Here is a 23770-nt window from a genome sequence, read left to right as displayed (position 1 = left end):
TAACTAACGGGAGCTTACCAACCGGTAATTTCCCGCAGGCCTTGACCAATTTCCGCAAGAGAGCGCACGGTTTTAACACCTGCATCTTCCAGCGCTTTAAATTTGTCGTCAGCGGTACCTTTACCGCCAGAGATGATTGCTCCAGCGTGCCCCATACGTTTGCCAGCAGGTGCGGTTACACCAGCAATGTAAGAAACCACAGGTTTAGTGATGTTAGCTTTAATGTACGCCGCCGCTTCTTCTTCAGCCGTTCCACCGATTTCACCAATCATCACGATAGCTTCAGTTTTAGGATCGTCCTGGAACATCTGCAGAATATCGATGAAGTTTGAACCCGGGATAGGGTCGCCACCGATACCCACACAGGTAGATTGACCAAAACCTTCGTCTGTGGTTTGTTTAACGGCTTCATACGTCAAGGTACCTGAACGTGAAACGATACCGACTTTACCTGGCTTGTGAATATGGCCCGGCATAATACCGATTTTACATTCGCCCGGAGTGATAACGCCTGGGCAGTTTGGCCCGATCATCCGTACGCCTTTACCGTTTACGTATTCTTTAACGTACAACATGTCCATGGTTGGAATACCTTCGGTGATACAAACGATCAACTCGATACCCGCATCCGCAGCTTCAATAATAGAATCTTTACAAAAAGGCGCTGGCACATAGATAACAGTCGCTGTTGCGCCGGTTTGTTCTACCGCTTCACGCACTGTGTTAAACACAGGCAAACCAAGGTGAGTGGTGCCGCCTTTACCAGGCGTCACCCCCCCAACCATTTGCGTACCATATTCAATGGCTTGTTCAGAATGGAAAGTACCTTGTCCACCAGTGAAACCTTGACAGATTACCTTGGTGTTTTTATCGATTAGTACGCTCATGCAGCACCTCCGGCAGCTTTAACAACTTGTTTTGCAGCATCCGTTAAACTAGAAGCAGCGATGATGTCCAGGCCTGAGTTCGCAAGAACGTCACGACCCAGCTCAGCATTAGTACCTTCTAAACGTACAACCACTGGAATAGTAACGCCGACTTCTTTAACCGCGCCAATAATACCTTCTGCGATCATGTCACAACGAACGATACCGCCAAAGATGTTGACCAAAACGGCTTTAACATTGGAATCAGAAAGGATAATTTTAAATGCTTCAGCAACACGTTCTTTAGTGGCACCGCCGCCAACGTCCAGGAAGTTTGCAGGTGAACCGCCGTGCAAGTTAACGATATCCATCGTGCCCATTGCCAGGCCTGCACCGTTAACCATGCAACCGATATTGCCATCAAGCGCAACGTAGTTAAGTTCCCACTTAGCGGCTTGGGCTTCACGGGCATCTTCTTGAGATGGATCGTGCATGTCTTGCAATTTAGCCTGGCGATACATAGCGTTGCTATCTATCGTTATTTTTGCGTCCAGGCAATGAAGGTTGCCGTCAGTTTTAATTACTAGCGGGTTTACTTCGATAAGTGCGACGTCTTTCTCTTCAAACAACTTGGCCAAACCCATGAAGATTTGGGTGAATTGTTTAATTTGTACGCCTTTAAGACCCAGTTTGAAAGCAATTTCACGTGCTTGATAAGGTTGAGCACCTACCAGGGGATCAATTTCAGCCTTAAGAATTTTTTCTGGCGTTTCTTCCGCTACTTTCTCGATTTCCACTCCACCTTCAGTGGAAGCCATGAATACCACACGGCGAGAAGCTCGGTCGACAACGGCGCCCAAATACAGTTCCTGGGCAATATCGGTACAGCTTTCGACCAAAATCTTGCCAACTGGTTGACCAGCCTCATCTGTTTGGTAAGTCACCAAGTTTTTGCCCAACCAGTGTTGTGCAAACTGTTTAATCTCGTCTTTGGTTTTAACCAGTTTCACACCACCCGCTTTACCGCGGCCGCCAGCGTGAACCTGACATTTAACCACCCATTGCGTACCGCCAATGCGATCTGCAGCTTCTACTGCTGCCTGCGGAGTTTCCGCAGCATAACCTTCAGATACAGGCAAACCGTATTCGGCGAATAACTGTTTACCCTGATATTCATGCAAATTCATGGTTTTCTATCCGTTTTATTTAAGGAAAAAGCCGCCTTGAGCAACTTGATTTTAGTAGCCGATATTATAGGTACAACAGCGGCGAGACGATAGGTAAATTAGATAATTTACCTATCTTGACCCGATTAAACGTCTAGTAACAGACGGGTAGGATCTTCTAACATTTCTTTGATCGTCACCAGAAAGCTAACCGACTCTTTACCGTCTATTATTCTGTGATCATAAGAAAGTGCTAAATACATCATTGGCAAAATTTCCACTTTGCCATTGACTGCCATAGGCCGATCCTGGATTTTATGCATACCCAAGATGGCGCTTTGTGGCAGGTTAATGATAGGGGTAGACAACAACGAACCAAATACGCCGCCGTTGGTAATAGTGAAATTACCGCCTTGCATATCGGCCATGGTCAGTTTTCCATCTCGGCCCTTAAGGGCAAGTTCTTTAATACCGCCTTCAATACCTGCCATGCCCAGAGTATCGCAATCACGCAAAATGGGTGTTACTAACCCCCGGGGAGTGGAGACTGCGATAGAGATATCGAAATAGTTGTGATAACAGATGTCGTCCCCATCAATCGAGGCATTCACTTCGGGGAAACGTTTCAAGGCTTCAGTGACGGCTTTAACATAAAAAGACATAAAACCCAGACGAATACCGTGGCGCTTCTCGAAACTTTCCTGGTATTGCTTGCGCAAGTCCATGATGGGTTTCATGTTAACTTCGTTAAAGGTAGTCAACATGGCCGTAGAGTTTTTAGCCTCTAACAGGCGCGTAGCGATGGTTTTACGCAGACGGGTCATCGGCACCCGTTTTTCTGTGCGTTCACCGCCCAAGCTAGGTGCAGATTTTTCAGGAGCTGGAGCTTTAGCCGGACTGGGCGCGCTCAGGGATTTTTCCACATCTTCTTTTGTGACTCTACCGCCTTTGCCTGACCCTTTGATATTCGAAGCATCAATGCCTTTTTCTGCCAATAGGCGACGAACAGAAGGACTAAGAGCATCGTTCTCTTCAGTGCTGGCAGACTCTGCGGCCGTACTTGAAGTCGTTGATTCTGACTTGGCTGGCGCGGAACCGGCAGTGAAGTTAGCGATAACTTGCTCACCCATTACTGTTTCGCCTTCTTGGGCGAGAATTTCGCTCAAGGTACCATCTGCTGGGGCAACGACTTCCAGAACGACTTTATCTGTTTCGATATCAACCAAATTCTGGTCACGAGAAATCGCCTCACCAGGCTGAACATGCCAAGTTGCTATGGTTGCATCTGCCACTGATTCGGGCAAAACCGGTACTTTTATCTCCACTGACTCACCTTTATTACTGGATTTATTATTACTGGATTTTTGTTCTGCTGGGGCTGGACTAGGGGATTTGGCTTGTGCCGCCCCTGCCCCTTCTTCAAATTTGGCGATAACCTGCTCACCAAGAACAGTTTCACCTTGGGCCTCGAGGATCTCGCTAAGCACACCATCGGCTGGGGCCACAACTTCGAGTACGACTTTGTCGGTTTCTATGTCGACCAAATTTTGATCGCGACTTACCTGCTCACCAACCTTTACATGCCAAGTGGCGATAGATGCATCAGCCACTGATTCTGGCAATACCGGTACTTTTATTTCTATTGTCATACTGGTTCCTTACTTAATTGTTAATGCATCATCAACCAAGTCTTTTTGCTGTTGGTTGTGAACAGATATATAACCTACCGCTGGTGATGCGGACGCATTACGGCCAGTGTAAGTCAATTTCGCCCCCTGAGGTATGGCCGAGTAAAAGTGATGTTGGCTGCAATACCAGGCACCCTGGTTTTGCGGCTCTTCCTGACACCAGACCCAATCTGATACATGCTCGAATTTGCTCACTATTGGGGCAATTTCGGCGTGGGGGAACGGATAGAGCTGTTCTATACGCACAATAGCCACATCCTGTTGCTCATTTTTGCGTCTTTGATCAAGTAAATCGTAATAAACTTTACCGGAACACATCACCACCCTTTTTACTTTGGCCGGGTCGATGTCGTCGATTTCATCAATGACATTGTGAAACACGCCTAACGCCAGTTCTTCCAGACTAGACACAGCTAGGGGATGACGCAGCAACGACTTGGGTGACATAACAATCAACGGCTTGCGCATGGGGCGAATAGCCTGACGACGAAGCATGTTAAACACTTGAGCCGGCGTTGAAGGCACACAGACTTGCCAGTTGTGATCGGCGCACATCTGTAGGAAACGTTCCAGACGCGCCGAGCTATGTTCTGGCCCCTGTCCTTCGTAACCATGAGGTAACAACATGGTCAGTCCACACAAACGGCCCCACTTGGCTTCACCTGAACTTAAAAACTGATCAATCACTACCTGGGCACCGTTAGCAAAATCGCCAAACTGGGCTTCCCATATCGTTAACGTACCAGGCTCTGCGGTGGCATAACCAAATTCGAAGGCCAATACGGCGGCTTCCGATAACACTGAGTCGTATATTTCCATGGTGCCTTGCTCTTCGTGCAAATGCGCCAGGGGCATATAGGCTTCTCCGTCTGTTTGGCTGTGAAGCACAGCATGACGGTGGAAAAAGGTTCCCCGTCCAGAGTCTTGCCCCGTCATGCGGATATCCAAGCCACGATCGACTATCGAGGCGTAAGCAAGATTTTCGGCCATGCCCCAATCCAGGGGTTTTTCCCCTTCCATCATGGCAGTGCGGTCTTGATAGAGTTTGGCTACCCGGGATTGCAGCTTAACTCTTTCAGGAAAGCTGCATAACTTCTGACCCAATTGGCGTATTTTGTCCACACTGATATCACTATCATAGGGCACATCCCAATCGTGTCCCAAATAAGGGGTCCAATCCACCGAATGTTCGGTCATAGGCCGCCACTCTTCGACTACACAAGCTCCATGATCTAAGGCTGCGCGGTAATCTGTTACCAACTTTTCAATTTCGTGGGCATCGATTGAACCTTCAGCCAACAACTGATCCGCATAAATCTGACGCGGTACCGGATGTTTTTTAATTTTTTTGTACATTAACGGCTGAGTCGCGCTGGGCTCATCGGCTTCGTTGTGACCATGACGACGGTAACAAACCAGATCGATAACCACATCACGTTTAAACTTGTTGCGGTAATCTAAGGCCAGTTTGGTCACAAACATCACCGCTTCGGGATCGTCTGAATTGACATGGAATATAGGTGCTTGCACCATTTTTGCAATGTCGGTGCAATATTGAGTAGAGCGGGCATCTTCGATATTAGAGGTAGTAAAACCAACTTGGTTGTTGATCACTATGCGTACCGTACCGCCTACTTTGAAGCCTCGCGTCTGGGACATATTGAAGGTTTCTTGCACCACACCCTGGCCGGCTATAGCCGAATCACCATGAATAGTAATAGGCAATACCAGCGAGCCATCGCTACAGTTTCTGCGATCAAGTCGCGCCCGCACAGAACCAATGACAACCGGGTTAACTATTTCTAAATGTGATGGATTAAACGCCAACGCCAGGTGCAGGTTACCGCCGGGTGTCGCAAAATCAGAGGAATAACCCGCGTGATATTTTACGTCACCGGCGCCTAGACTGTCATCGTGTTTACCCGAGAATTCATCGAATAATACAGAGGGGTTTTTGCCCAGAACATTGACCAATACGTTTATTCGACCACGGTGGGCCATACCTACCACGACTTCTTTGGTTCCGCACACGCCGGCATGACTAATCAGGCCCTTGAGCATGGGTACCAATGCATCCCCACCTTCGAGAGAGAAACGTTTGGCACCGGGGAATTTCGCGCCCAGATATTTTTCCATACCATCGGCGGCAATTAAACCTTTTAAGATTGAGACTTTGTCATCTCGCTCAATTTTCGGTTTGGCCTGCACAGACTCAATACGTTGTTGTAACCAACGCTTTTGTTCTGTGTCGGTGATATGCATATATTCAGTGCCGATAGAACCGCAATAGGTAGTATTTAAAGATTTGAACAAGTCACCCAGTTTCATACTATCTTGCCCGATAGCATAGGAGCCGACATTGAACACTGAATCGAAATCTTGTTCGCTTAAGGAGTGATGCGATAACTCTAAATCTCTTACCCGAGGTTGTTTCCACAACTCCAACGGATCCAGATTCGCATGTTGGTGCCCCCGAAATCGGTAAGCATTAATCAGTTGCAAGACTTTGACTTGTTTCTCGTCTCCTGAACTTACTGTGCCCGTATCTTTGCTTCCCGTTCGCGCCATCGGACCTAATGCGGCTAATTCTCTAAATTGACTGCGTATTTCACTATGATTTGACTCAAGCTCCACGCCGTCTACTTTAGGTAATTGATCGAAAATAGCACGCCACTCGTCAGATACACTTTTAGCGTCTTCTAGATATGCTTCGTATAATTCTTCGACATAAGCAGCGTTGCCACCAGCCATGTGAGAAGAGTCCCACCATGCTTTCATCACGCTTTGTTGCATTGTTGTCCCTTGATTTGGATTAAGACTCACAATTATATGTGCTGATGCACACGACCTTTACCGGTTTGCAGATGCCAACCTTAATTTTTTTTAGTTATTAACTAAAAAAATAGCCACCCGTTTGGGATGGCTATTTAGACAATACCATTCTGCATAATTAACTTACAGAATTTAAAACTAAACAGCCCGTTGTAACAGCAAAGACTTTATCTTACCAATTGCCTTCGTCGGATTGAGACCTTTGGGACATACGCTGACGCAGTTCATGATCCCATGACAACGAAAAACACTAAAGGCGTCATCCAATTCACTCAAACGAGCTTCAGTAGCGGTATCGCGGCTGTCCGCCAGAAAACGGTACGCATTTAACAATCCTGCTGGTCCTATGAACTTATCTGGATTCCACCAGAAAGACGGACAAGAGGAAGAGCAGCAGGCGCATAAAATACACTCATACAAACCATCTAACTTTTCACGTTCCTCGGGGGATTGTAAAAACTCCCGGGCGGGGGGGAGATTATCATCGTTGATCAAAAACGGTTTAATTTTCTCGTACTGAGTATAAAACTGGCTAAGATCCACAACTAAATCACGCACCACGGGCAAGCCAGGTAATGGGCGTATGACGAGTTTCTTTTTGCCCAGCGCCGACAATGGCGTGATACAGGCTAACCCATTTTTGCCATTCATATTCACCCCGTCAGAGCCACACACGCCTTCACGGCATGAACGACGGAAAGACAAGGTTGGATCTTGTTCTTTTAAGGCTATCAAAGCATCAAGGACCATCATATCCTGGCCTTCTTCTACTTCAAGTTTATAGTCCTGCATACGTGGAGCATTGTCTACGTCTGGGTTGTAACGATAAACAGAAAAAGTCAATTGCATGTGTCTAACTCCCCTTAGTAAGTTCTAGCTTTAGGTGGAAAAGCTTCACGTAGTTTTGGTGACATATTTACTTCGCGTTTGAGCATCACATCGCCCTGTGGTAAGTAAACCGAATGACACAGCCAGTTTTCATCGTCCCGATCTGGGAAGTCAAAACGACTATGTGCACCGCGACTCTCGGTACGAAAATTAGCGGCCACAGCGGTACTGTATGCCGTTTCCATAAGGTTATCTAATTCTAAACATTCAATTCGCATGGTATTGAAATCGCTGCTTTTATCATCCAAACGGGCATTTTTGAGGCGTTCACGGATTTCACCGAGCTCTTTGAGACCTTGTGCCATCGACTCACCCTCGCGAAATACCGAGAAGTTCAGTTGCATACAACTTTGCAAATCCTTCTTGATTTGCACCGGATCTTCTCCTTTACCCACTTCAGAATTTTCCCAGCGATTAAAACGGCTAAGCGCTGCATCTATGTCTTCTTGAGTCGGATCGCGACTATCGATGCCATCGATAGCTTTGCCCAGATGTAGTCCGGTCGCCCGGCCAAATACCACCAAATCAAGCAGTGAGTTACCACCCAGGCGGTTAGCGCCGTGCACGGAGACACAGGCAATTTCACCACAAGCAAATAATCCCTGGATAGGTTTAATATTACCTTGAGGATCAATACTTAATGCTTGACCGTCAACGTTAGTGGGAATACCGCCCATCATATAATGACAAGTAGGGATAACCGGAATAGGATCTTTGACGGGATCAACGTGGGCAAAAGTACGAGATAACTCAAGTATGCCGGGTAAACGTGATTCCAGGACTTCTTTACCCAAGTGATCAAGTTTCAGTTTCAAGTGCGGTCCCAAAGGTCCATCAAAGCCGCGACCCTCGCGAATTTCGGTCATCATCGAGCGGGCAACAACATCCCGGCCAGCCAAGTCTTTGGCATTAGGTGCGTAACGTTCCATAAAACGCTCGCCATCTTTATTCAATAAGTAACCGCCTTCACCACGACAACCTTCAGTTACCAGGGTGCCTGCGCCAGCAATGCCGGTTGGGTGGAATTGCCACATTTCCATATCTTGCATGGGCACACCAGCACGTATAGCCATGCCTACACCATCACCCGTGTTGATATGGGCATTAGTAGTAGAAGCAAAAATACGCCCGGCGCCACCGGTGGCTAACACCACTGCTTTGGCTTTGAAAAAAACGACTTCGCCACTTTCGATATCAATGGCAGTCGTACCCACTACATCACCGTCTTGGTTTTTTACCAAATCCAGTGCATACCATTCGCTAAATACTTTGGTTTTGTTTTTGACGTTTTGCTGATACAGCAAATGCAACAAGGCATGGCCGGTTCTGTCTGCTGCTGCGGCGGTGCGTGCACCTTGCTCGCCTCCGAAATTCTGGGATTGTCCACCAAACGGACGTTGGTAGATTTTACCATTCTCAAAACGTGAAAATGGCAGACCCATATTTTCCATTTCGATAATGGCCGCCGGACCGGTGTTACACATGTATTCAATGGCGTCTTGGTCACCTATGTAGTCTGACCCCTTAACAGTGTCATACATATGCCATTCCCAGTTATCTTCATGGGAATTGCCCAGAGCAACCGTTATCCCGCCTTGGGCAGAAACAGTATGTGAACGGGTTGGAAATACTTTTGATAATAAGGCACAGGATTTACCCGATTCTGAAATTTGCAGTGCCGCACGCATACCTGCGCCGCCTGCTCCGATGACGACTGCGTCAAACTCGTGAACTGGAATTCCCATTTATAGACCCCACAAAACAAACAAACCCACGGCTACGTAAACGAAAGCCACTAGATTGATAACAAACTGTATTAAGGCACGTAGCCCTGACGCTTTTACATAATCAGTCAACACTTGCCACATACCGATGCGGATATGTAACATCACGGAAACCAGAGCAGCAAAAGTGAAAACTTTCATAGCCAAAGTAGAAAACAAGCCCTGCCAACTTTCAAACGTCACCACAGGTGTGCTTAGAAAGTACCACAGCAGGTAAAAAGAAAAAGCAGTCATAATGAGTGCGGTTGTGCGCACGGTGACGTAATCCTGCACGCCATCACGTTTTAAACTAGCTTGGTTAGTTACCATAATAGAACTCCTACCACGACGGTTAATATGATCCACAGAATGATAATGGCTTTGGCACTATTGTTGCCTGATTCAATTTCTTCCCAATAACCCATGTCCATCACCATGTGACGCAAGCCACCGAGAATATGATAGGTCAGTGCTGAAATCGAACCGATAGCGATTATCTTGCCTAGGATCCCTGACATTTGGTCCTGCACCATGGCAAAACCTTCAGGAGAGGACACAGATTCTGCCCATGCCCAGATCACAAACAGCAGCGCAAAAAACATTGCCACGCCTGTTACGCGATGTAAGATAGAAGTAATTGCTGCGGGAGGAAAACTGATCGTATTAAGTTGTAAATTAACTGGTCTCTGCTTTTTCACGTTTGGATGCCTGTTATACCCGTAGGTTGTCTAGTCATTGTTTGTTAGCGTGTTGCACTCTAACAATCGCTTAAAGAACATGTATTCCATCGACTGAATTGTTACCAACTTGTAAACAATATGTGGCTATTATTGTTCGTGTTTACAAGTGTCAGACGACGACCCGCAGTATATCCAGCGATGTCCCTAAATACAATTATTGTTCGATATTAACGGCTTGCATTCACAGAGAAATATTCAAAGCAAGACAAGACATATTTTCAGGTTGATTTAAAGTGAATAATTTTTGCGTGTAACTGGTTTTAAATTGACTTATTCAGACAATATAAGTACAAATACCGGCAAATTCCCCCGATAATCAGCACATAATTCGGTTTATCGCAAACAGAACTTTCTGAGGAGAGCAATACATGGCGGACAAAAAAGCCACTTTACAAGCAGGTGACAAGGAAATTGAATTACCAATTTTAACTGGCACTGCAGGGCACGATGTAATCGATATAAGGACTTTGGGCGCCAATGGCTATTTCACCTACGACCCGGGCTTCATGGCCACCGCGTCATGTGAATCAGCCATCACCTACATTGATGGGGAAAAGGGCATATTGTTGCACCGTGGCTACTCTATTGAAGAATTAGCCAGGGACGCAGACTATATTGAAGTCTGCTACATGTTATTACATGATAAAACCCCCACTTCTGAAGAATATCTCGATTTTAAAGATACCATCACGCGCCACACCTTGGTGCATGATCAGGTAAACAACTTATTTCGAGGTTTTAGACGCGATGCACATCCCATGGCAATGCTGTGTGGCACGGTTGGGGCCATGGCCTCTTTCTATCATGACGATTTGAATATCCATGATCCGGAACAGCGTTTACGTAGTGCCTATCGTTTAGTGGCAAAAATGCCGACCCTGGTTGCCATGTGTTACAAATATAACATTGGCCAGCCATTTGTTTACCCACGTAACGATTTAACCTACGCAGAAAGCTTCCTGAATATGATGTTTTCCGTGCCCGCAGAAGATTACAAAATTAGTCCGGTTGTGGCACGTGCCGTTGATCGCATTTTTACCTTGCATGCGGATCACGAACAAAATGCGTCAACCTCAACAGTACGCTTAGCCGGCTCATCAGGGGCTAACCCCTACGCCTGTATAGCGGCCGGTGTCGCTTCTTTGTGGGGACCTGCTCACGGTGGTGCTAATGAAGCCTGTCTAAATATGCTGGAAGAAATCGGTACGGTAGACCGTATCCCTGAGTTCATTGCTCGAGCTAAAGATAAAGATGATCCCTTCCGCTTGATGGGTTTTGGACATCGTGTGTATAAAAATTTCGATCCTAGAGCCACGGTTATGCGTGAAAGCTGTCACGAAGTATTGGATGAATTAAATATCGACGATCCTTTGCTCAACGTGGCCATGGAACTGGAGAGGATCGCCCTTAGCGACCCTTATTTCGCCGAGAAAAAATTGTTCCCGAATGTCGATTTTTATTCCGGTATAGTGTTAAAAGCTATAGGTATTCCGACCAATATGTTTACCTGTATTTTTGCCTTGGCAAGAACAGTAGGTTGGGTATCACATTGGCACGAAATGCTTAGCCAGCCTGGTCAAAAAATTGGCCGTCCTCGCCAGTTATATACGGGTGAAGCACAAAGGAAATATAGCAAAATCGATAAATAATCCGTTTTGTGAATACAAAAATAGCGCCTATGGGCGCTATTTTTTTACTTGAAATCCACAAACACGGTAAGTTTCGCAGCGTGTTTTTAATACTTTTTAAGTATGGCTAATAACGTTTTGGTTTTAGCTTCCATCAACGAAATGTCGCCACGGGATTCAACATTGAGGCGCACCACGGGTTCAGTATTGGATTTGCGTAAATTAAAGCGCCAATCACTAAATTCCACACCAATACCATCGGTGTAATCTACCAACTCTGCACCCTCTTGATAAGCTGCAAGAACGGCCTCTATTGCGGCATCCGCATCTTTTAGCGTGCTATTGATTTCCCCGGACGAGGGAAAGGCTGCAATACGCTGGGACACCATTTGCGATAAGGGTTTTCCTTGTACACATAGCAACTCAGCTACCAGCAACCAGGGGATCATGCCTGAATCACAATAGGCAAAGTCCCTAAAATAATGATGGGCACTCATCTCCCCGCCATAAACCGCATCTTCTGCGCGCATGCGCTCTTTGATAAAGGCGTGTCCGGTTTTGCTTTTAATCGGTACGCCACCTGCAGATTTAATTATATCCTGGGTATTCCAATACACCCTGGGATCAAAGATAATTTTTGCCCCGGGATCTTTATCCAAAAATGCTTGGGCTAATAAACCCACTATATAATAGCCCTCGACAAACTGGCCTTTTTCGTCAAACAAAAAACAGCGGTCAAAGTCCCCGTCCCAGGCGATTCCCATATTGGCTTGATGTTCAAGTACGGCATTAGCGGTATCCGCGCGACTTTCAGGCAATAAGGGATTGGGGATCCCATTGGGGAAATGGCCGTCAGGCTGATGGTGAACTTTAATAAACTCAATGGGTACATTGTATTTATGTAGGGCATTTTCGATGGCGTCCAGGGCTTTGCCCGCCGCACCGTTACCCGCATTGACCACCAATTTAAGGGGGGTCAAACGCTGATAATCTACGTAAGATAACATGTGTTCGACATAAGCTTGCATCACGCTGGTTTGTTGATACAAACCACTGGCGCGCAGTTTATCGATACTGACACTGGCACGCCCCTGGATAAATTCATTGTCTGTCACCGGTGCTTGGGTATAAGCAGCGAGCCTTTGACTGACCAGTTCTCCAGTGTAAGTTTCCGCCAGATCCCGAATGGCGAACAGGCCGGTATCGCCGCTAACCGGCTTGGAGTCAGCTTTAACCAGTTTCATGCCATTGTAATCTATGGGGTTGTGGCTGGCTGTAACTTCGATGCCACCGTCCACCTTAAGATGTTTGGTTGCAAAATAAATCTCTTCGGTACCCGTCATGCCCAGATCCGTGACCTGGCTACCGCCATCTATCAGTCCCGCCGTCAGTGCCAGTTTTAACGGGGCTGAAGTCAAACGGACGTCACCGCCTACTACCACCGTTTTGGCCCCGAAGTGTTCGGCAAACGCACGACCGATACGGTAAGCAACGGCTTCATCTAATTGCTCCACTAGCTTGCCGCGAATGTCGTAGGCCTTAAAACAGGTGATCTTCATTTAATTATTTTCCTTAGGGCTAAAAGCTATTTGGTTTTAACACGGCCATAACGGTCAGAGAAACGCACAATGTCATCTTCACCTAAGTAGGTGCCCGATTGGACCTCAATTAACTCAAGGGGAATTTTTCCCGGGTTTTCAAGGGCATGGATCACACCAATCGGAATATAAGTAGACTGATTCTCACACAGCAATAAGGTCTGGTCGCCATTGGTAACCTTGGCGGTGCCGGCTACAACTATCCAATGTTCGGCGCGATGGTGATGCATCTGTACAGATAATTTTTCGCCGGGTTTAACCGTAATACGTTTAACTTGGAAACGCGCACCGTTATCAATCGAGTCATAGCTGCCCCAGGGTCTAAATACCTCTCGGTGAAATTCGAATTCCGGGCGTTTTTCAGCTTTTAAGCGATTTACCACATTTTTAATGTTTTGTACTTTATTTTTGTGGGCAACTAACACCGCATCTTTGGTTTCTACCACGACCACATCGTCCAGACCAACAACTGAAATCAAACGCTGTTCCGAGTTAATATAGCTATTGCTTACCCCATCCAATATGGCATCACCAATGATGACATTATTGTTTTCATCTTTATTGGTTGCTGTTTCCCATAAGGACGTCCAGCTGCCCACATCGCTCCAGCCGGCATCCAGGGGAACTACGGCAGCGGCATCGGTCTTTTCCATTACGGCATAATCTATAGAGTCATCAGGGCAATTGGCAAATATTTCTGCGTCCACCCGCACAAACTCTAAATCTTGTGCTTCGCTGGCTATGGCTCGTTTACAGATATCCAACATCTCGGGGGCGTACTTTTCCAGCTCCTGCAAATAGCGGCTGGCTTTAAATAAAAACATGCCACTGTTCCAGTAATAGCTGCCCGACGCCACGTACTGCTGGGCTTTGTCCAGATCGGGTTTTTCCACAAACTCCGCTACATCGAAGCCTTTACTGCCTCTGATAACTGCATCGCCTCGGCGAATGTAGCCATAACCGGTATGAGCACTGTCTGGCACTATACCAAAGGTCACGAGCTTACCTTGTTCGGCCAGTTTTTCTGCCTCTGCTATGGCTTGGTGAAAAGCAGGAACGTCGTTAATGAGGTGATCTGCCGCCAATACCAACAAGGTAGGATCTTCACCGTTTAGGCAGGCATGCAAAGCCGCTAATGCGATTGCCGGGGCAGTGTTTCGGCCCATGGGTTCAAGTAAAATACCGCCGTGCTGGATATCATGTTGCCTTAGTTGTTCCGCCACCAAAAAACGGTGTGATTCGTTACAAATCACAATAGGTTGGTCAATATGAATGCCATCCAACCTGGCAACCGTTTCTTGCAACATGGTTAAATTTGAGGTTAAACGCAGAAATTGCTTGGGCAAGGCTGCTCGTGATTTGGGCCATAAGCGACTGCCACTGCCACCGGCTAAAACAACAGGTTTCATTTAACTATCCTTTTTAAGGTCAATGCCTAAGCATCTTGTTTTTTTTTAATGCGCGAATAGTATTAAAGCTTCCCTTGATATTCAATCTACAAAGCACTTTAGTTGGCTAATTTTCCCCTTTCACACTTGTCTATAGCCAAAATCATTGGAATTGCATGGCCGCGGCAAACAAATGAGGCCCCATGACTCAGCCGTTAAGTGCAACGTCGGTTGTCGCAACGTCGGTTGTCGCAACGTCGGTTGTCGCAACGTCGGTTACCGATGGGGGCGAATAAGTGTCGCCAACAAACATGCAGTTTCAAGGATGAGGGGTTATACCAACTTGCCATTTCGGTAATCCTGTAGCGCCTGTTCAATTTCCTGTTGGCTGTTCATTACGAAGGGGCCGTATTGAACTAGCGGCTCATTAATAGGCTGAGCGGATACTAAAATACAGCGGGAATCAGCCTGCCCTCCCAGTTCTACCTGCTCACCATCAGTCAAGACCCCCAACTGCCCTCGCTTAAGCTGGCTCTCACCTATGTGCACACTTCCGTGATAACAATAAACAAAAGCCGTACTTCCTTGCTCCAGTTGCACCGTAGTTACTTGGGCGCTGTAAAATATGATATCCAGAAACAATGGCTTGACTGCCTGAGTGTTAACAGGCCCAGGGGTATCCTTATAAACCCCCGCTAGAACTTTAACCTGTAATCCCGGATTAGCCTGTATTACTGGTATTTCTGCCTGAGGGATATCCTGATAGGAGGGAGCAGACATTTTGTGGGAAGCCGGTAAATTAAGCCATAACTGAAACCCACGCATCAGCCCCTCGGTTTGCTGGGGCATTTCAGAATGGATGATCCCCCGGCCCGCATTCATCCATTGCAAACCACCGCTTTGGATCATGCCCACATTACCGCTTGAATCTTTGTGCAGCATTTTTCCGGCCAGCATATATGTCACGGTTTGAAAGCCTCTATGGGGATGTTCAGGGAAGCCCGCAAGGTAATCCTGGGGCTGATCGGAACCAAATTCATCCAGCAATAAAAACGGGTCGAGACCGGGTAACGCGCCTTGGCCTATGATCCGTTTGAGTTTTACGCCGCCGCCGTCACTGGTTTCCTGAGCGCTGGCCACCTGGGCTATCTGTCTATTGTTTAGCATCAAAGTTGATCTCGCTGGTGATCTCCGGTCAGATCCATTTGGGGGCCCTTAGGCACGATCTGAGTGGGATTGATCATAGTATGGCTGTAATAATAATGGCGTTTGATATGTTCGAAATTTACCGTTGTTGCCACACCAGGCATCTGATACAACTCACGTAAATAGCCGTACAAATGGGGGTAGTCGACTATGCGTTTAAGGTTGCACTTAAAATGCCCCACATAAACCGCGTCAAACCTGACAAGAGTGGTGAATAACCGCCAATCTGCCTCGGTGATACGGTTCCCCACCAGATAACGTTGATCGCCAAGGCGTGTCTCAATTTTTTCCAGCGCCTGAAACAAATTCTGCACGGCTTCTTCGTATGCGCTTTGAGTAGTGGCAAATCCCGCCTGGTATACGCCGTTATTTATGGCTTGATATACCAGTTCATTGATGTCATCAATTTGTGCCCTTAGCGTCGGGGGATAAAAATCCAGGTCATTGCCTGTGAGGTGATTGAAGCTGTGGTTAAATAAACGAATGATGTCAGCGGACTCATTGTTAACTATGCATTGTTGCTGCTTGTCCCATAACATGGGCACGGTGACACGTCCGGTGATGGTTTTTTCGGCTCGGGTGTAGAGTTCATAAAGGTATTGGCTGTTATATAATTTGTCACCTGTGGCACCAAAAGCCGGGGTAAACTCCCAGCCGTTTTCCAGCATATCCGGTGAAACCACTGATACATCGATATGCTGTTGCAGACCTTTCAATTCGCGAAAAATCAAAGTGCGATGGGCCCAAGGGCAAGCTAGGGAGACATATAAATGGTAGCGCCCGCTCTGGGCAGGAAATTGGGCACCGGGCTGGTCGCTTATAGTGCCGCGAAATTTTGACGTCTGGCGTTCAAATTTACCGTCGTTATTATCTGTGTCGTACCATTGATCCTGCCATTTACCGTCGACTAACAATCCCATAATCTTCTCCTGTTATTTAATCAGCAGATGGAAACATCTTATTCAGTAAAACAAAATTGCAATAATTTGACTAAAAGATTCGAATTATTAGTGTAGACCAGTACGCACCAGGTCAATAATATGTTTGGCGATAGGAATGGCTGACGTCGCTGCAGGTGATGGCGCGTTGCCTACATGCAGGCTGTGTGAGGTTTGCACAAATTTAAAATCCTGGATGAGTTCGCCCTTGGCCGACACGGCTTGTGCTCTGATACCCGTGGGGTGAAATAACAAATCGTCTTTACCTATATCCGGGCAGTATTTTTGTACTAATGCCAAATACTGCCCTTTAAACAGTGAGTTTTTCAGTTCTGCCAAAGCGCTGGTGCGCTGTCTGTTAAGTAACCGCCAAAAACCGACATAAGCAAACATCTCTACCACATCTCTGAAATTGAGCGCCAGTTTGGCATAGTTTTCCCGCGCCAGGGCCAATACTGCATTTGGGCCCACCGTGATTTCACCACCGATCATGGGGGTCAGGTGAATACCCAAAAAAGGTAAACCAGGGTCGGGAATGGGGTAAATCAGATGTTGCACCATTTGATTTAAGTGGGACGGCAACTGAAAATATTCACCGCGAAAAGCAATGATCTGAAAAGACGGAGTTAGCCCCTGCAATTTGATCATCCGATCGGACATGAGACCGGCGCAACTAATTAATTGTTGGCATTCAATCGATAAGGTCGACGTTGTGAGGTGCACACCATTGGATTGTTCTGCCAGCCCGGTAACAGTTTGTCCGTATGCCACCTTGCCTCCCAGACGCTGAAACTCACTGAGCATAGTGCGGGTGATGCTTGCATAGTTGACGATACCGCTTTGCCTAACCCGGATGGCCCCGATGCCTCTAATGTTGGGCTCGAGAGTTGTCAGCTGCTTTTTGCTTAAAAATTCAGGCTCAAGTTCATTGAGTTGGCATCTTAAATACAAATTATGCATACGCTCAAGTTCCAGGGAGTTGGTAGCCACCAATAACTTTCCACATTGTCGAAAAGGCAGACCATGCTGCTGGCAAAACGCTATTGTGGCCCGTAAACCCTGACGGCAATACGTCGCTTTTAGACTGCCGGGCTGATAGTACACACCCGCATGGATCACGCCTGAATTACGCCCGGTTTGATGGGCACTGCAAATACTTTCTTTTTCTAGCAGCAAGACTCGCTTTGTTGGAAACTGCTGGCTCAATTGCCAGGCGGTGGCAGCGCCCAGAATGCCTGCTCCTATGATCACCACATCATATTTTTCCATTAATTTACATTTTCCTGGCTAAAGGTTGAAATCATCATGGCCCGCCCTGATATAATCCGACCTTTATTATTAGTAACCTTTGTGATCATATGAGTCAATTCGCACAACGCTTCGGCGGTACCCAACGCTTGTACGGCATGCAAGAAACCGAACTTTTACGCCACTCCCATGTATGCGTAGTGGGTATAGGTGGTGTTGGATCCTGGGTGGCCGAGGCGCTGGCAAGAAGCGCTATTGGCAAGCTGACGCTGATTGATTTGGATGATATCTGCGTGACCAACACTAATCGCCAAATCCACGCCCTACAACAGACTATTGGCGAGGCCAAAGTGGATGCCATGCGCCAGCGGATCCTGCAAATCAATCCCGAATGCGAAGTAGAATCAGTTGAGGACTTCGTGACCCCAGACAATGTCGCGACAATGCTTAGTTCATCGATGTCCTATGTGGTAGACGCAACCGACAGCGTCAAAGCCAAGGCATCAATGATCGCTTATTGTAAACGCCATAAAATACCGGTTATCACCATTGGAGGTGCCGGCGGACAGGTGGATCCCACTCAGGTGGGGGTGGCTGATCTGAGCAAGACCCAGCAGGACCCTTTGGCAGCCAAGTTACGTTATATATTACGTAAAGAGTACCACTTTAGTAACAACCTCAAACGCCGCTTTGGTGTGGAGTGTGTGTATTCCACTGAGCAACTACGTTACCCTCAACCGGACGGTTCAGTGTGTCACCATAAAAACCTGACACAAGGCAGCGTCAAATTGGATTGCAACACGGGTTTTGGCGCCTCGGTTGCAGTTACCGCGACGTTTGGTTTTGTGGCCGCAGCACGGGTGATCAACAAGATTATCGAAAAATCCCAGCGGTTAAACACAATCCAGGTTTAACTAATTTTAAGCCTTTTCCTGCCGGTATTTTTTACTATCAAGATAAACAGCAACCGCTAGCCACAAACCAATGACAGACAATAACATCCAGGTGTTTTCTGCCATCATCATGACCTGCTCACTAAGCAAGGATGTGGCCAGGATCAACAGTAAATAGTAAGGTAAGTTCAGTAAACCTGCCCACGCTATAACCTGCCAGGTATTCCTGTTAGCCCCCTGGGCAAACATAAAAAAGGCCAGGGAATTAATATGGATCATGGCCAATAACAGCTTTTTCATCCCTACCTTGTTGTTAGCCGTAGTGTGTGCCTGAGGCGTCAGTTTACGGCCAAGGGTGTAATTAATTGCACTGCCTAGTGTCGCAGCAATGACCATAGCCAAAGTGAGGAAAACGATATCAATCCATCGGGGATTGGACATCACGACCAGTACCACGGCGAAAAATTGGCCCGGAAAATAAAATCCCACATAGACGATGGATTCCAACAAGATGATTAAGCCAATCATGCAATAAAAATAATCACCAAAAGCCGCTTGCAGGGTATGCAGCATTTCGATGCCCGGGGGCAAGACATTCAGGTAAACCAGCACCGTCAGTAAACTCAAGGCGATAAAGGCAGATAGAGGTAAAGTGGAAAAATATTTCATGGGTTACGGGTTTTTATTGGAATAACACCTACAAACTACGCCATTTCAATGATTTGAGATCATATCGTTGTGTTTCGATGTGACTCCCACTAGCATAGGGCATGCATTCGATAAATTAGAAAGTAGCATGTATAGAGCCAAAACGACCATTGAACAATGGCGGATATTACAAGCTGTAGTGGATTTTGGCGGTTATGCCCATGCTGCCCAAAAATTGAATAAAAGCCAATCATCGTTAAATCACGCCGTGGCCAAATTACAAGACCAACTGGGGGTCAGGTTGCTCGCGGTAACCGGACGTAAGGCATTTCTGACCCAGGCGGGAGAAGTGATGTTACGCCGCTCACGGCATCTGACCCAAAACGTGCAAGATTTGGAGGAATTGGCCAATAACATCAATCAGGATTGGGAGCCAGAAATCACCTTGGCAGTAGATTTGGCTTATCCGAGACAGTTGCTCTATCCCCCGCTTCAGGCGTTTTTCCCGGATTGTCGTGGCAGCCGGCTGAAAATTATCGATACGGTATTAACCGGGACCGAAGAAGCGGTACTGCAAGGATGGGCCGACTTAGTGATCGCTGGAGTGGTGCCCAAAGGGCACTTGGGTGAACCCCTGGCCGAAACCCTATTTTACCCGGTATGCCATCCTCAGCATGAGCTGGCATCCCTGGTCTCACCTATCGACCCCAACGAACTACAACAACATTTACAACTGGTGATCAAGGATACATCCCCCACACCCAATGAAAAACAGGGTTGGTTAAAGTCCGAGCAACGCTGGACCGTCAGTAACTTTGCCACGGCCATTGACCTGCTAAAACATAAGATTGGTTTTTGCTGGCTACCGGAATATACGGTTGCGCCATTGGTAGCAGATAATACCCTGGCCCGTTTATCCATTGCGGGCAGTAGCTTTAGGCCGTTTATTTTTTATCTAGTCAAACCCAAACCAGACTCCTGTGGCCCGGGCTCTGCCCTGTTATATGAACAGTTTATTGCTCATCGACAACTGAATGAATAAACGTAACAATAGACAATAATAAAATTGGAGCCCTATATGCAAATGACCAATGAAGAACTTACCCAGTTAATGATTGACAGTGCCCAGAACGCTATCGAAACCACCCAACAGGAATTTGGCGTGACGCTTGATGGCACAGAGCAAAGTTTGGCTCAGGTTGATGATGTTATTTTGAGTTGGCTGGACAAATACAAAGACCAGGCGCTGGAAGATAGTGTGGTATTTACCGTGTGTAATATTTATGGCGCTTATGTAGGGGAAATTTTCCGCCAAAAAGTGGGGGGAAACTGGAATTACGACGTATCACAAAGCGATGCACCCTATGTTGTCGTAGAGTATGCTGGCAACACCTATGCGTTTGCCGGAATATGTTATCAACGTTTGGTCAATGACAGCCACATTAGCGTCAAAAGCTATTTCGAACAAGCGGTAGCCAATAACCTGCAATAGTGACGTGTTAGGCTTTTACGTCGCAGAATTTCAGCTGGTTTTGGCCCAATCTTTGACCATTAAGGCTAAATGTTTGTCCCGAACCACAAAATATAGACTCAAACAATCGAGCAATAGGGTGATGGCAATCACCCAGGAAAATTGCCATTTGTGCTCATTGGCCAGTAGTACATGAAAACCTAAATCCAGTAATAAACCCATGACTAATAGCGGCTTGATTAGCGTGAACAATATCACCGCAGCGCTATTAAACAATTTCTCCCTAAAACTCACCAGTAAAACCACCACCAAGGCAGGTGCCGCAATGGCCAAGCCAGCATAAAAATAATCTCTGTGGGGATAAAACAGGGCCAACAACCCGCTACTGTCCTGACGGTAAGACAAAGAGGCGACAAACACCAAATATGTCCGGCACATAAACAACAGGCAGTACAATAACGCCCCGGATGGTTTGATCCTGCCGGCATCATCGTAATATTTCAAAGGAAGCAGAATTCTCATGTTAGTGATCAGGCAAATCCAAGGCAAAATGATGACTGCTAATGTGCATACCTGCGCCTAAATAAAACTTGTGGGCAGCGAAACGTTGCACGCCGGAATCAAGATGCAGCTGAACACAATGTTGTTTTATGGCGTAGTCGGTTAACCACTTCAACATGTGTCTGCCTATACCCTTGGAGCGATCTCCCTGGGCGGTAACCAAGTCATCAACATACAGATGTTTGCCCCAAGCTAATTTGGTGGCTATTACAAAGCCTGCCACACCCAGCACCTCGCCACCTTGAACCGCTGACAATAGCTGGTAACCCTGGCGCTGTTGAAGCAATACTTGGTGTACAAATTGTGCTTGGGTAAATGTCGGCCTGAGCTGCTGCATTACCGGAAAACAATCCCTTATACTTTGAGATGTATTGTTAAGTTCTAGCTTCATCACGGGTCTGCTGCTGCTTGCGACTGATATTCACTGAGTTTTTCATGTCAGATAACACTTCATCCAGATCGTGAAAACGCCCCGTTGACATATAGATGCTCATGTTGGAGGTAATATTGAGCCTTTCCCCTTGCTCGGTGTGAAAAACACTTTCCTCCAATGCATCTTGGATACGATCAAAAAACTCCTTGGCCAGAACTTCATCTATGCCCTTTAAACACACAATAAATTGTTCTGCCCCCATGCGTCCTACTATGTCCCCGTCTCGGGTGATCCTGCGTAGGCAGTTAGCTGCATTTTTCAAGACTAAATCACTAGGCACATGCCCAAGTTGGCCATTTATCAGACTATAACTACTCACATCGCATAACGCCAAGGCATTGGTGCGGCCCTTCTCAGCTGCAGGCACCCGTTTTAACTCGGCTAACCAGGCTCGTTCATTGGGTAACCCCGTCAGGGGATCCGCACTGACAGTGGAAATATAGCGTTTCACGATAAACAGATAAAACAACACTAACAATACAATAAAAGCGATACTGACAATCAATACAGACTGATATTTCTGTTGTCTTTCTTCGGACAGTTTATCTTCTAATGATAAGACCTGACCATGTAATCGGGCGACGCCCAACACCCTACCTGAACGCTGTTGCTCGAGGATTTTATGCCTCATAAGCTTAGTGTAGATGCCAAATGTATCTTGGGCCTGCTGATAATTTCCCAGCAAAAAATGGCTGTTAAAAATAACCACAAGATAATCCTGATTACGCATATTGTTAGCTAAAGCATTGGCAGACAAATCCTGTTGTTTATCCAGATATCCCTGCACACAAGCTCGATTAGCATCTTGCACACACAAGGCGACCGAGTATATTTCCACCCTATTGTAAATGCTTTTAAGCGATACTTTGTGCAGATAAAGTCGTAATTTTAACAAGCTGTTGCGCAAGCCATCGAAGTCACCCAAACGGAAAAAATAGCGGCTCTCGGCATAATGCAACCAAACATTGGTCAGCGGCGTATTAACTTGTAAATTAGCTTTACGCAACATTTCGATACTGTCTTTGGCCGCGAGAAAATCCCCGGCGGCCATATTGGCACTATTAAGACTTATCAAGGTTGCCATCTGGTTTTTTTCTTCGTACACAGACAAACCCATTTTGTAGGCCTTAAGATACTGTTCTGCGGCCAGTTCATTTTGGCCTATACTGCCGTATAACAAGCCGATATTATTATGGATGTGGGCGATGGCAGCTAAATCATTCAAGGGGAGGTATTTTTCAAGTAAAGCAAAAAGTTTACTCAGTTTAAGACTGATATCTGAATCGTTGCTATTGCATACCGTGATCTGGCCCAACTGGGAACTCAAATAAATATCGGCAAATTTGTCTTTGGCCAATAACTCGGCCTGACGATAATAGCCACAACGACTGGGATCTTCTTGCACGTCCAAGATAAATCCTAATTGGTACAGGGCCCCGGCATAAACGCCGCTGGTTCGCTCTTGCTTAATATCCTTAATCAATTCCCGCAGAAGCATTTGCGCTGTGTCGTATTGACCGACACAGATTAATAAATGTGATTTTAATAACTGTAGCTGGGCATATTGCTCTGAGGCAATATTCTCTTTGGCCAGGTGGGCGTCGAGTTGACCCTGGATCTCGCTTTGTGGGCAATCAAAGGTTTTGACGCTATTTTTGTCAATAAAATCGTCAACCTCGTCAGCCCTAACAGAATGCGAAAAAGTCAGCAGACTCAGAGCCAAAAAACGAAACAGCAATATCACTTTCAATGTATAACCAACCTCAGACCCCAAATAGGCCTCAACCATAGAGTGTCAGCAAAACCTTTACCAGC

General features: G+C 46.6%; 21 protein-coding genes. 4 read left to right on the top strand and 17 right to left on the bottom strand.

What is annotated here, in order from left to right:
* Positions 1-14: 14 nt before the first annotated feature.
* The 8 genes from sucD to sdhC all read right to left on the bottom strand — a co-directional run bounded on the left by sucD (position 15) and on the right by sdhC (position 9901).
* Positions 15-887, bottom strand: a complete 873-nt coding sequence (sucD, locus tag AC3RV5_RS09885) for a succinate--CoA ligase subunit alpha (RefSeq protein WP_489731755.1) — start codon at positions 885-887, stop codon at positions 15-17.
* Entirely contained in the window at positions 884-2053 is a 1170-nt protein-coding gene (gene sucC / locus AC3RV5_RS09880; protein ID WP_489731754.1) for an ADP-forming succinate--CoA ligase subunit beta, read from the bottom strand. The genes sucD and sucC overlap by 4 nt, the downstream gene beginning before the upstream one ends.
* A 125-nt stretch (positions 2054-2178) precedes the next feature.
* Positions 2179-3681, bottom strand: coding sequence for a 2-oxoglutarate dehydrogenase complex dihydrolipoyllysine-residue succinyltransferase (gene odhB / locus AC3RV5_RS09875; RefSeq protein ID WP_489731753.1), 1503 nt, complete (start codon positions 3679-3681; stop codon positions 2179-2181).
* Between the two features lie 9 nt (positions 3682-3690).
* On the bottom strand, positions 3691-6513 hold the full coding sequence (sucA, locus tag AC3RV5_RS09870) for a 2-oxoglutarate dehydrogenase E1 component (RefSeq protein ID WP_489731752.1): 2823 nt from the start codon (positions 6511-6513) through the stop codon (positions 3691-3693).
* A gap of 177 nt (positions 6514-6690) precedes the next feature.
* On the bottom strand, positions 6691-7401 hold the full coding sequence (locus AC3RV5_RS09865; RefSeq protein ID WP_489731751.1) for a succinate dehydrogenase iron-sulfur subunit: 711 nt from the start codon (positions 7399-7401) through the stop codon (positions 6691-6693).
* 14 nt (positions 7402-7415) lie between these two features.
* Complete coding sequence (gene sdhA / locus AC3RV5_RS09860) at positions 7416-9185, bottom strand: succinate dehydrogenase flavoprotein subunit (RefSeq protein WP_489731750.1); 1770 nt, start codon at positions 9183-9185, stop codon at positions 7416-7418.
* On the bottom strand, positions 9186-9533 hold the full coding sequence (sdhD, locus tag AC3RV5_RS09855; RefSeq protein ID WP_489731749.1) for a succinate dehydrogenase, hydrophobic membrane anchor protein: 348 nt from the start codon (positions 9531-9533) through the stop codon (positions 9186-9188).
* A complete protein-coding gene (gene sdhC / locus AC3RV5_RS09850) occupies positions 9527-9901 on the bottom strand; it encodes a succinate dehydrogenase, cytochrome b556 subunit (protein ID WP_489731748.1) in 375 nt (124 codons plus the stop codon). Before sdhC ends, sdhD begins: the two co-directional genes overlap by 7 nt.
* Positions 9902-10311: 410 nt before the next feature.
* Between sdhC and AC3RV5_RS09845 the strand changes: the two genes are divergently transcribed.
* A complete protein-coding gene (locus AC3RV5_RS09845) occupies positions 10312-11592 on the top strand; it encodes a citrate synthase (protein WP_489731747.1) in 1281 nt (426 codons plus the stop codon).
* Between the two features lie 86 nt (positions 11593-11678).
* Here AC3RV5_RS09845 and AC3RV5_RS09840 read toward each other — a convergent pair whose 3' ends face one another.
* From AC3RV5_RS09840 to lhgO, 5 genes are all read right to left on the bottom strand, one after another.
* The gene (locus tag AC3RV5_RS09840) at positions 11679-13130 is read right to left on the bottom strand and encodes a phosphohexomutase domain-containing protein (protein ID WP_489731746.1); all 1452 of its coding nucleotides are present in this window, start codon (positions 13128-13130) and stop codon (positions 11679-11681) included.
* Positions 13131-13156: 26 nt separating this feature from the next.
* Complete coding sequence (locus AC3RV5_RS09835; protein ID WP_489731745.1) at positions 13157-14578, bottom strand: mannose-1-phosphate guanylyltransferase/mannose-6-phosphate isomerase; 1422 nt, start codon at positions 14576-14578, stop codon at positions 13157-13159.
* A 312-nt stretch (positions 14579-14890) separates the two neighbouring features.
* Positions 14891-15724: a pirin family protein gene (locus AC3RV5_RS09830; protein ID WP_489731744.1), complete on the bottom strand. Its 834-nt coding sequence runs from the start codon at positions 15722-15724 to the stop codon at positions 14891-14893.
* Entirely contained in the window at positions 15724-16683 is a 960-nt protein-coding gene (locus AC3RV5_RS09825) for a glutathione S-transferase family protein (RefSeq protein ID WP_489731743.1), read from the bottom strand. Before AC3RV5_RS09825 ends, AC3RV5_RS09830 begins: the two co-directional genes overlap by 1 nt.
* 87 nt (positions 16684-16770) lie before the next feature.
* Positions 16771-17970, bottom strand: coding sequence for an L-2-hydroxyglutarate oxidase (gene lhgO, locus AC3RV5_RS09820; RefSeq protein WP_489731742.1), 1200 nt, complete (start codon positions 17968-17970; stop codon positions 16771-16773).
* Positions 17971-18059: 89 nt separating this feature from the next.
* Here lhgO and tcdA point away from each other — a divergent pair, with 89 nt between their 5' ends.
* Entirely contained in the window at positions 18060-18863 is an 804-nt protein-coding gene (gene tcdA, locus AC3RV5_RS09815) for a tRNA cyclic N6-threonylcarbamoyladenosine(37) synthase TcdA (RefSeq protein ID WP_489731741.1), read from the top strand.
* 6 nt (positions 18864-18869) lie between these two features.
* Here tcdA and AC3RV5_RS09810 read toward each other — a convergent pair whose 3' ends face one another.
* Complete coding sequence (locus tag AC3RV5_RS09810; RefSeq protein ID WP_489731740.1) at positions 18870-19511, bottom strand: hypothetical protein; 642 nt, start codon at positions 19509-19511, stop codon at positions 18870-18872.
* 127 nt (positions 19512-19638) lie between these two features.
* On the opposite strand from AC3RV5_RS09810, the gene AC3RV5_RS09805 reads away from it, so the two are divergent.
* Both AC3RV5_RS09805 and AC3RV5_RS09800 read left to right on the top strand, forming a co-directional pair.
* A complete protein-coding gene (locus AC3RV5_RS09805; protein ID WP_489731739.1) occupies positions 19639-20532 on the top strand; it encodes a LysR family transcriptional regulator in 894 nt (297 codons plus the stop codon).
* Between the two features lie 36 nt (positions 20533-20568).
* Positions 20569-20982, top strand: coding sequence for a hypothetical protein (locus tag AC3RV5_RS09800; RefSeq protein WP_489731738.1), 414 nt, complete (start codon positions 20569-20571; stop codon positions 20980-20982).
* Between the two features lie 30 nt (positions 20983-21012).
* Here the strand turns inward: AC3RV5_RS09800 and AC3RV5_RS09795 are convergent, their stop codons facing one another.
* Genes AC3RV5_RS09795 through AC3RV5_RS09785 form a run of 3 tightly spaced genes read right to left on the bottom strand, consistent with a single transcriptional unit; the run spans position 21013 to position 23744 of the window.
* Positions 21013-21483 carry a DUF2919 domain-containing protein gene (locus AC3RV5_RS09795; RefSeq protein WP_489731737.1) on the bottom strand — a complete coding sequence of 157 codons (471 nt, stop codon included), beginning with the start codon at positions 21481-21483 and terminating at the stop codon, positions 21013-21015.
* Position 21484: 1 nt separating this feature from the next.
* Positions 21485-21913, bottom strand: coding sequence for a GNAT family N-acetyltransferase (locus tag AC3RV5_RS09790; RefSeq protein WP_489731736.1), 429 nt, complete (start codon positions 21911-21913; stop codon positions 21485-21487).
* A complete protein-coding gene (locus tag AC3RV5_RS09785) occupies positions 21897-23744 on the bottom strand; it encodes a GGDEF domain-containing protein (protein WP_489731735.1) in 1848 nt (615 codons plus the stop codon). Before AC3RV5_RS09785 ends, AC3RV5_RS09790 begins: the two co-directional genes overlap by 17 nt.
* Positions 23745-23770 lie beyond the last annotated feature (26 nt).

Source organism: Paraglaciecola sp. IT1134 (assembly GCF_058068185.1).
Note: the sequence above shows the minus strand (reverse complement) of the source record. Positions and strands in the feature narration are given on the sequence as shown.

Excerpts from the sequence above, each read along its gene's own strand:
- sucD (WP_489731755.1), bottom strand. The coding sequence starts at position 887 with ATGAGCGTACTAATCGATAAAAACACCAAGGTAATCTGTCAAGGTTTC.
- sucC (WP_489731754.1), bottom strand. The coding sequence starts at position 2,053 with ATGAATTTGCATGAATATCAGGGTAAACAGTTATTCGCCGAATACGGT.
- odhB (WP_489731753.1), bottom strand. The coding sequence starts at position 3,681 with ATGACAATAGAAATAAAAGTACCGGTATTGCCAGAATCAGTGGCTGAT.
- sucA (WP_489731752.1), bottom strand. The coding sequence starts at position 6,513 with ATGCAACAAAGCGTGATGAAAGCATGGTGGGACTCTTCTCACATGGCT.
- AC3RV5_RS09865 (WP_489731751.1), bottom strand. The coding sequence starts at position 7,401 with ATGCAATTGACTTTTTCTGTTTATCGTTACAACCCAGACGTAGACAAT.
- sdhA (WP_489731750.1), bottom strand. The coding sequence starts at position 9,185 with ATGGGAATTCCAGTTCACGAGTTTGACGCAGTCGTCATCGGAGCAGGC.
- sdhD (WP_489731749.1), bottom strand. The coding sequence starts at position 9,533 with ATGGTAACTAACCAAGCTAGTTTAAAACGTGATGGCGTGCAGGATTAC.
- AC3RV5_RS09845 (WP_489731747.1), top strand. The coding sequence starts at position 10,312 with ATGGCGGACAAAAAAGCCACTTTACAAGCAGGTGACAAGGAAATTGAA.
- AC3RV5_RS09840 (WP_489731746.1), bottom strand. The coding sequence starts at position 13,130 with ATGAAGATCACCTGTTTTAAGGCCTACGACATTCGCGGCAAGCTAGTG.
- AC3RV5_RS09835 (WP_489731745.1), bottom strand. The coding sequence starts at position 14,578 with ATGAAACCTGTTGTTTTAGCCGGTGGCAGTGGCAGTCGCTTATGGCCC.
- AC3RV5_RS09830 (WP_489731744.1), bottom strand. The coding sequence starts at position 15,724 with ATGCTAAACAATAGACAGATAGCCCAGGTGGCCAGCGCTCAGGAAACC.
- AC3RV5_RS09825 (WP_489731743.1), bottom strand. The coding sequence starts at position 16,683 with ATGGGATTGTTAGTCGACGGTAAATGGCAGGATCAATGGTACGACACA.
- lhgO (WP_489731742.1), bottom strand. The coding sequence starts at position 17,970 with ATGGAAAAATATGATGTGGTGATCATAGGAGCAGGCATTCTGGGCGCT.
- tcdA (WP_489731741.1), top strand. The coding sequence starts at position 18,060 with ATGAGTCAATTCGCACAACGCTTCGGCGGTACCCAACGCTTGTACGGC.
- AC3RV5_RS09810 (WP_489731740.1), bottom strand. The coding sequence starts at position 19,511 with ATGAAATATTTTTCCACTTTACCTCTATCTGCCTTTATCGCCTTGAGT.
- AC3RV5_RS09805 (WP_489731739.1), top strand. The coding sequence starts at position 19,639 with ATGTATAGAGCCAAAACGACCATTGAACAATGGCGGATATTACAAGCT.
- AC3RV5_RS09800 (WP_489731738.1), top strand. The coding sequence starts at position 20,569 with ATGCAAATGACCAATGAAGAACTTACCCAGTTAATGATTGACAGTGCC.
- AC3RV5_RS09795 (WP_489731737.1), bottom strand. The coding sequence starts at position 21,483 with ATGAGAATTCTGCTTCCTTTGAAATATTACGATGATGCCGGCAGGATC.
- AC3RV5_RS09790 (WP_489731736.1), bottom strand. The coding sequence starts at position 21,913 with ATGAAGCTAGAACTTAACAATACATCTCAAAGTATAAGGGATTGTTTT.
- AC3RV5_RS09785 (WP_489731735.1), bottom strand. The coding sequence starts at position 23,744 with ATGGTTGAGGCCTATTTGGGGTCTGAGGTTGGTTATACATTGAAAGTG.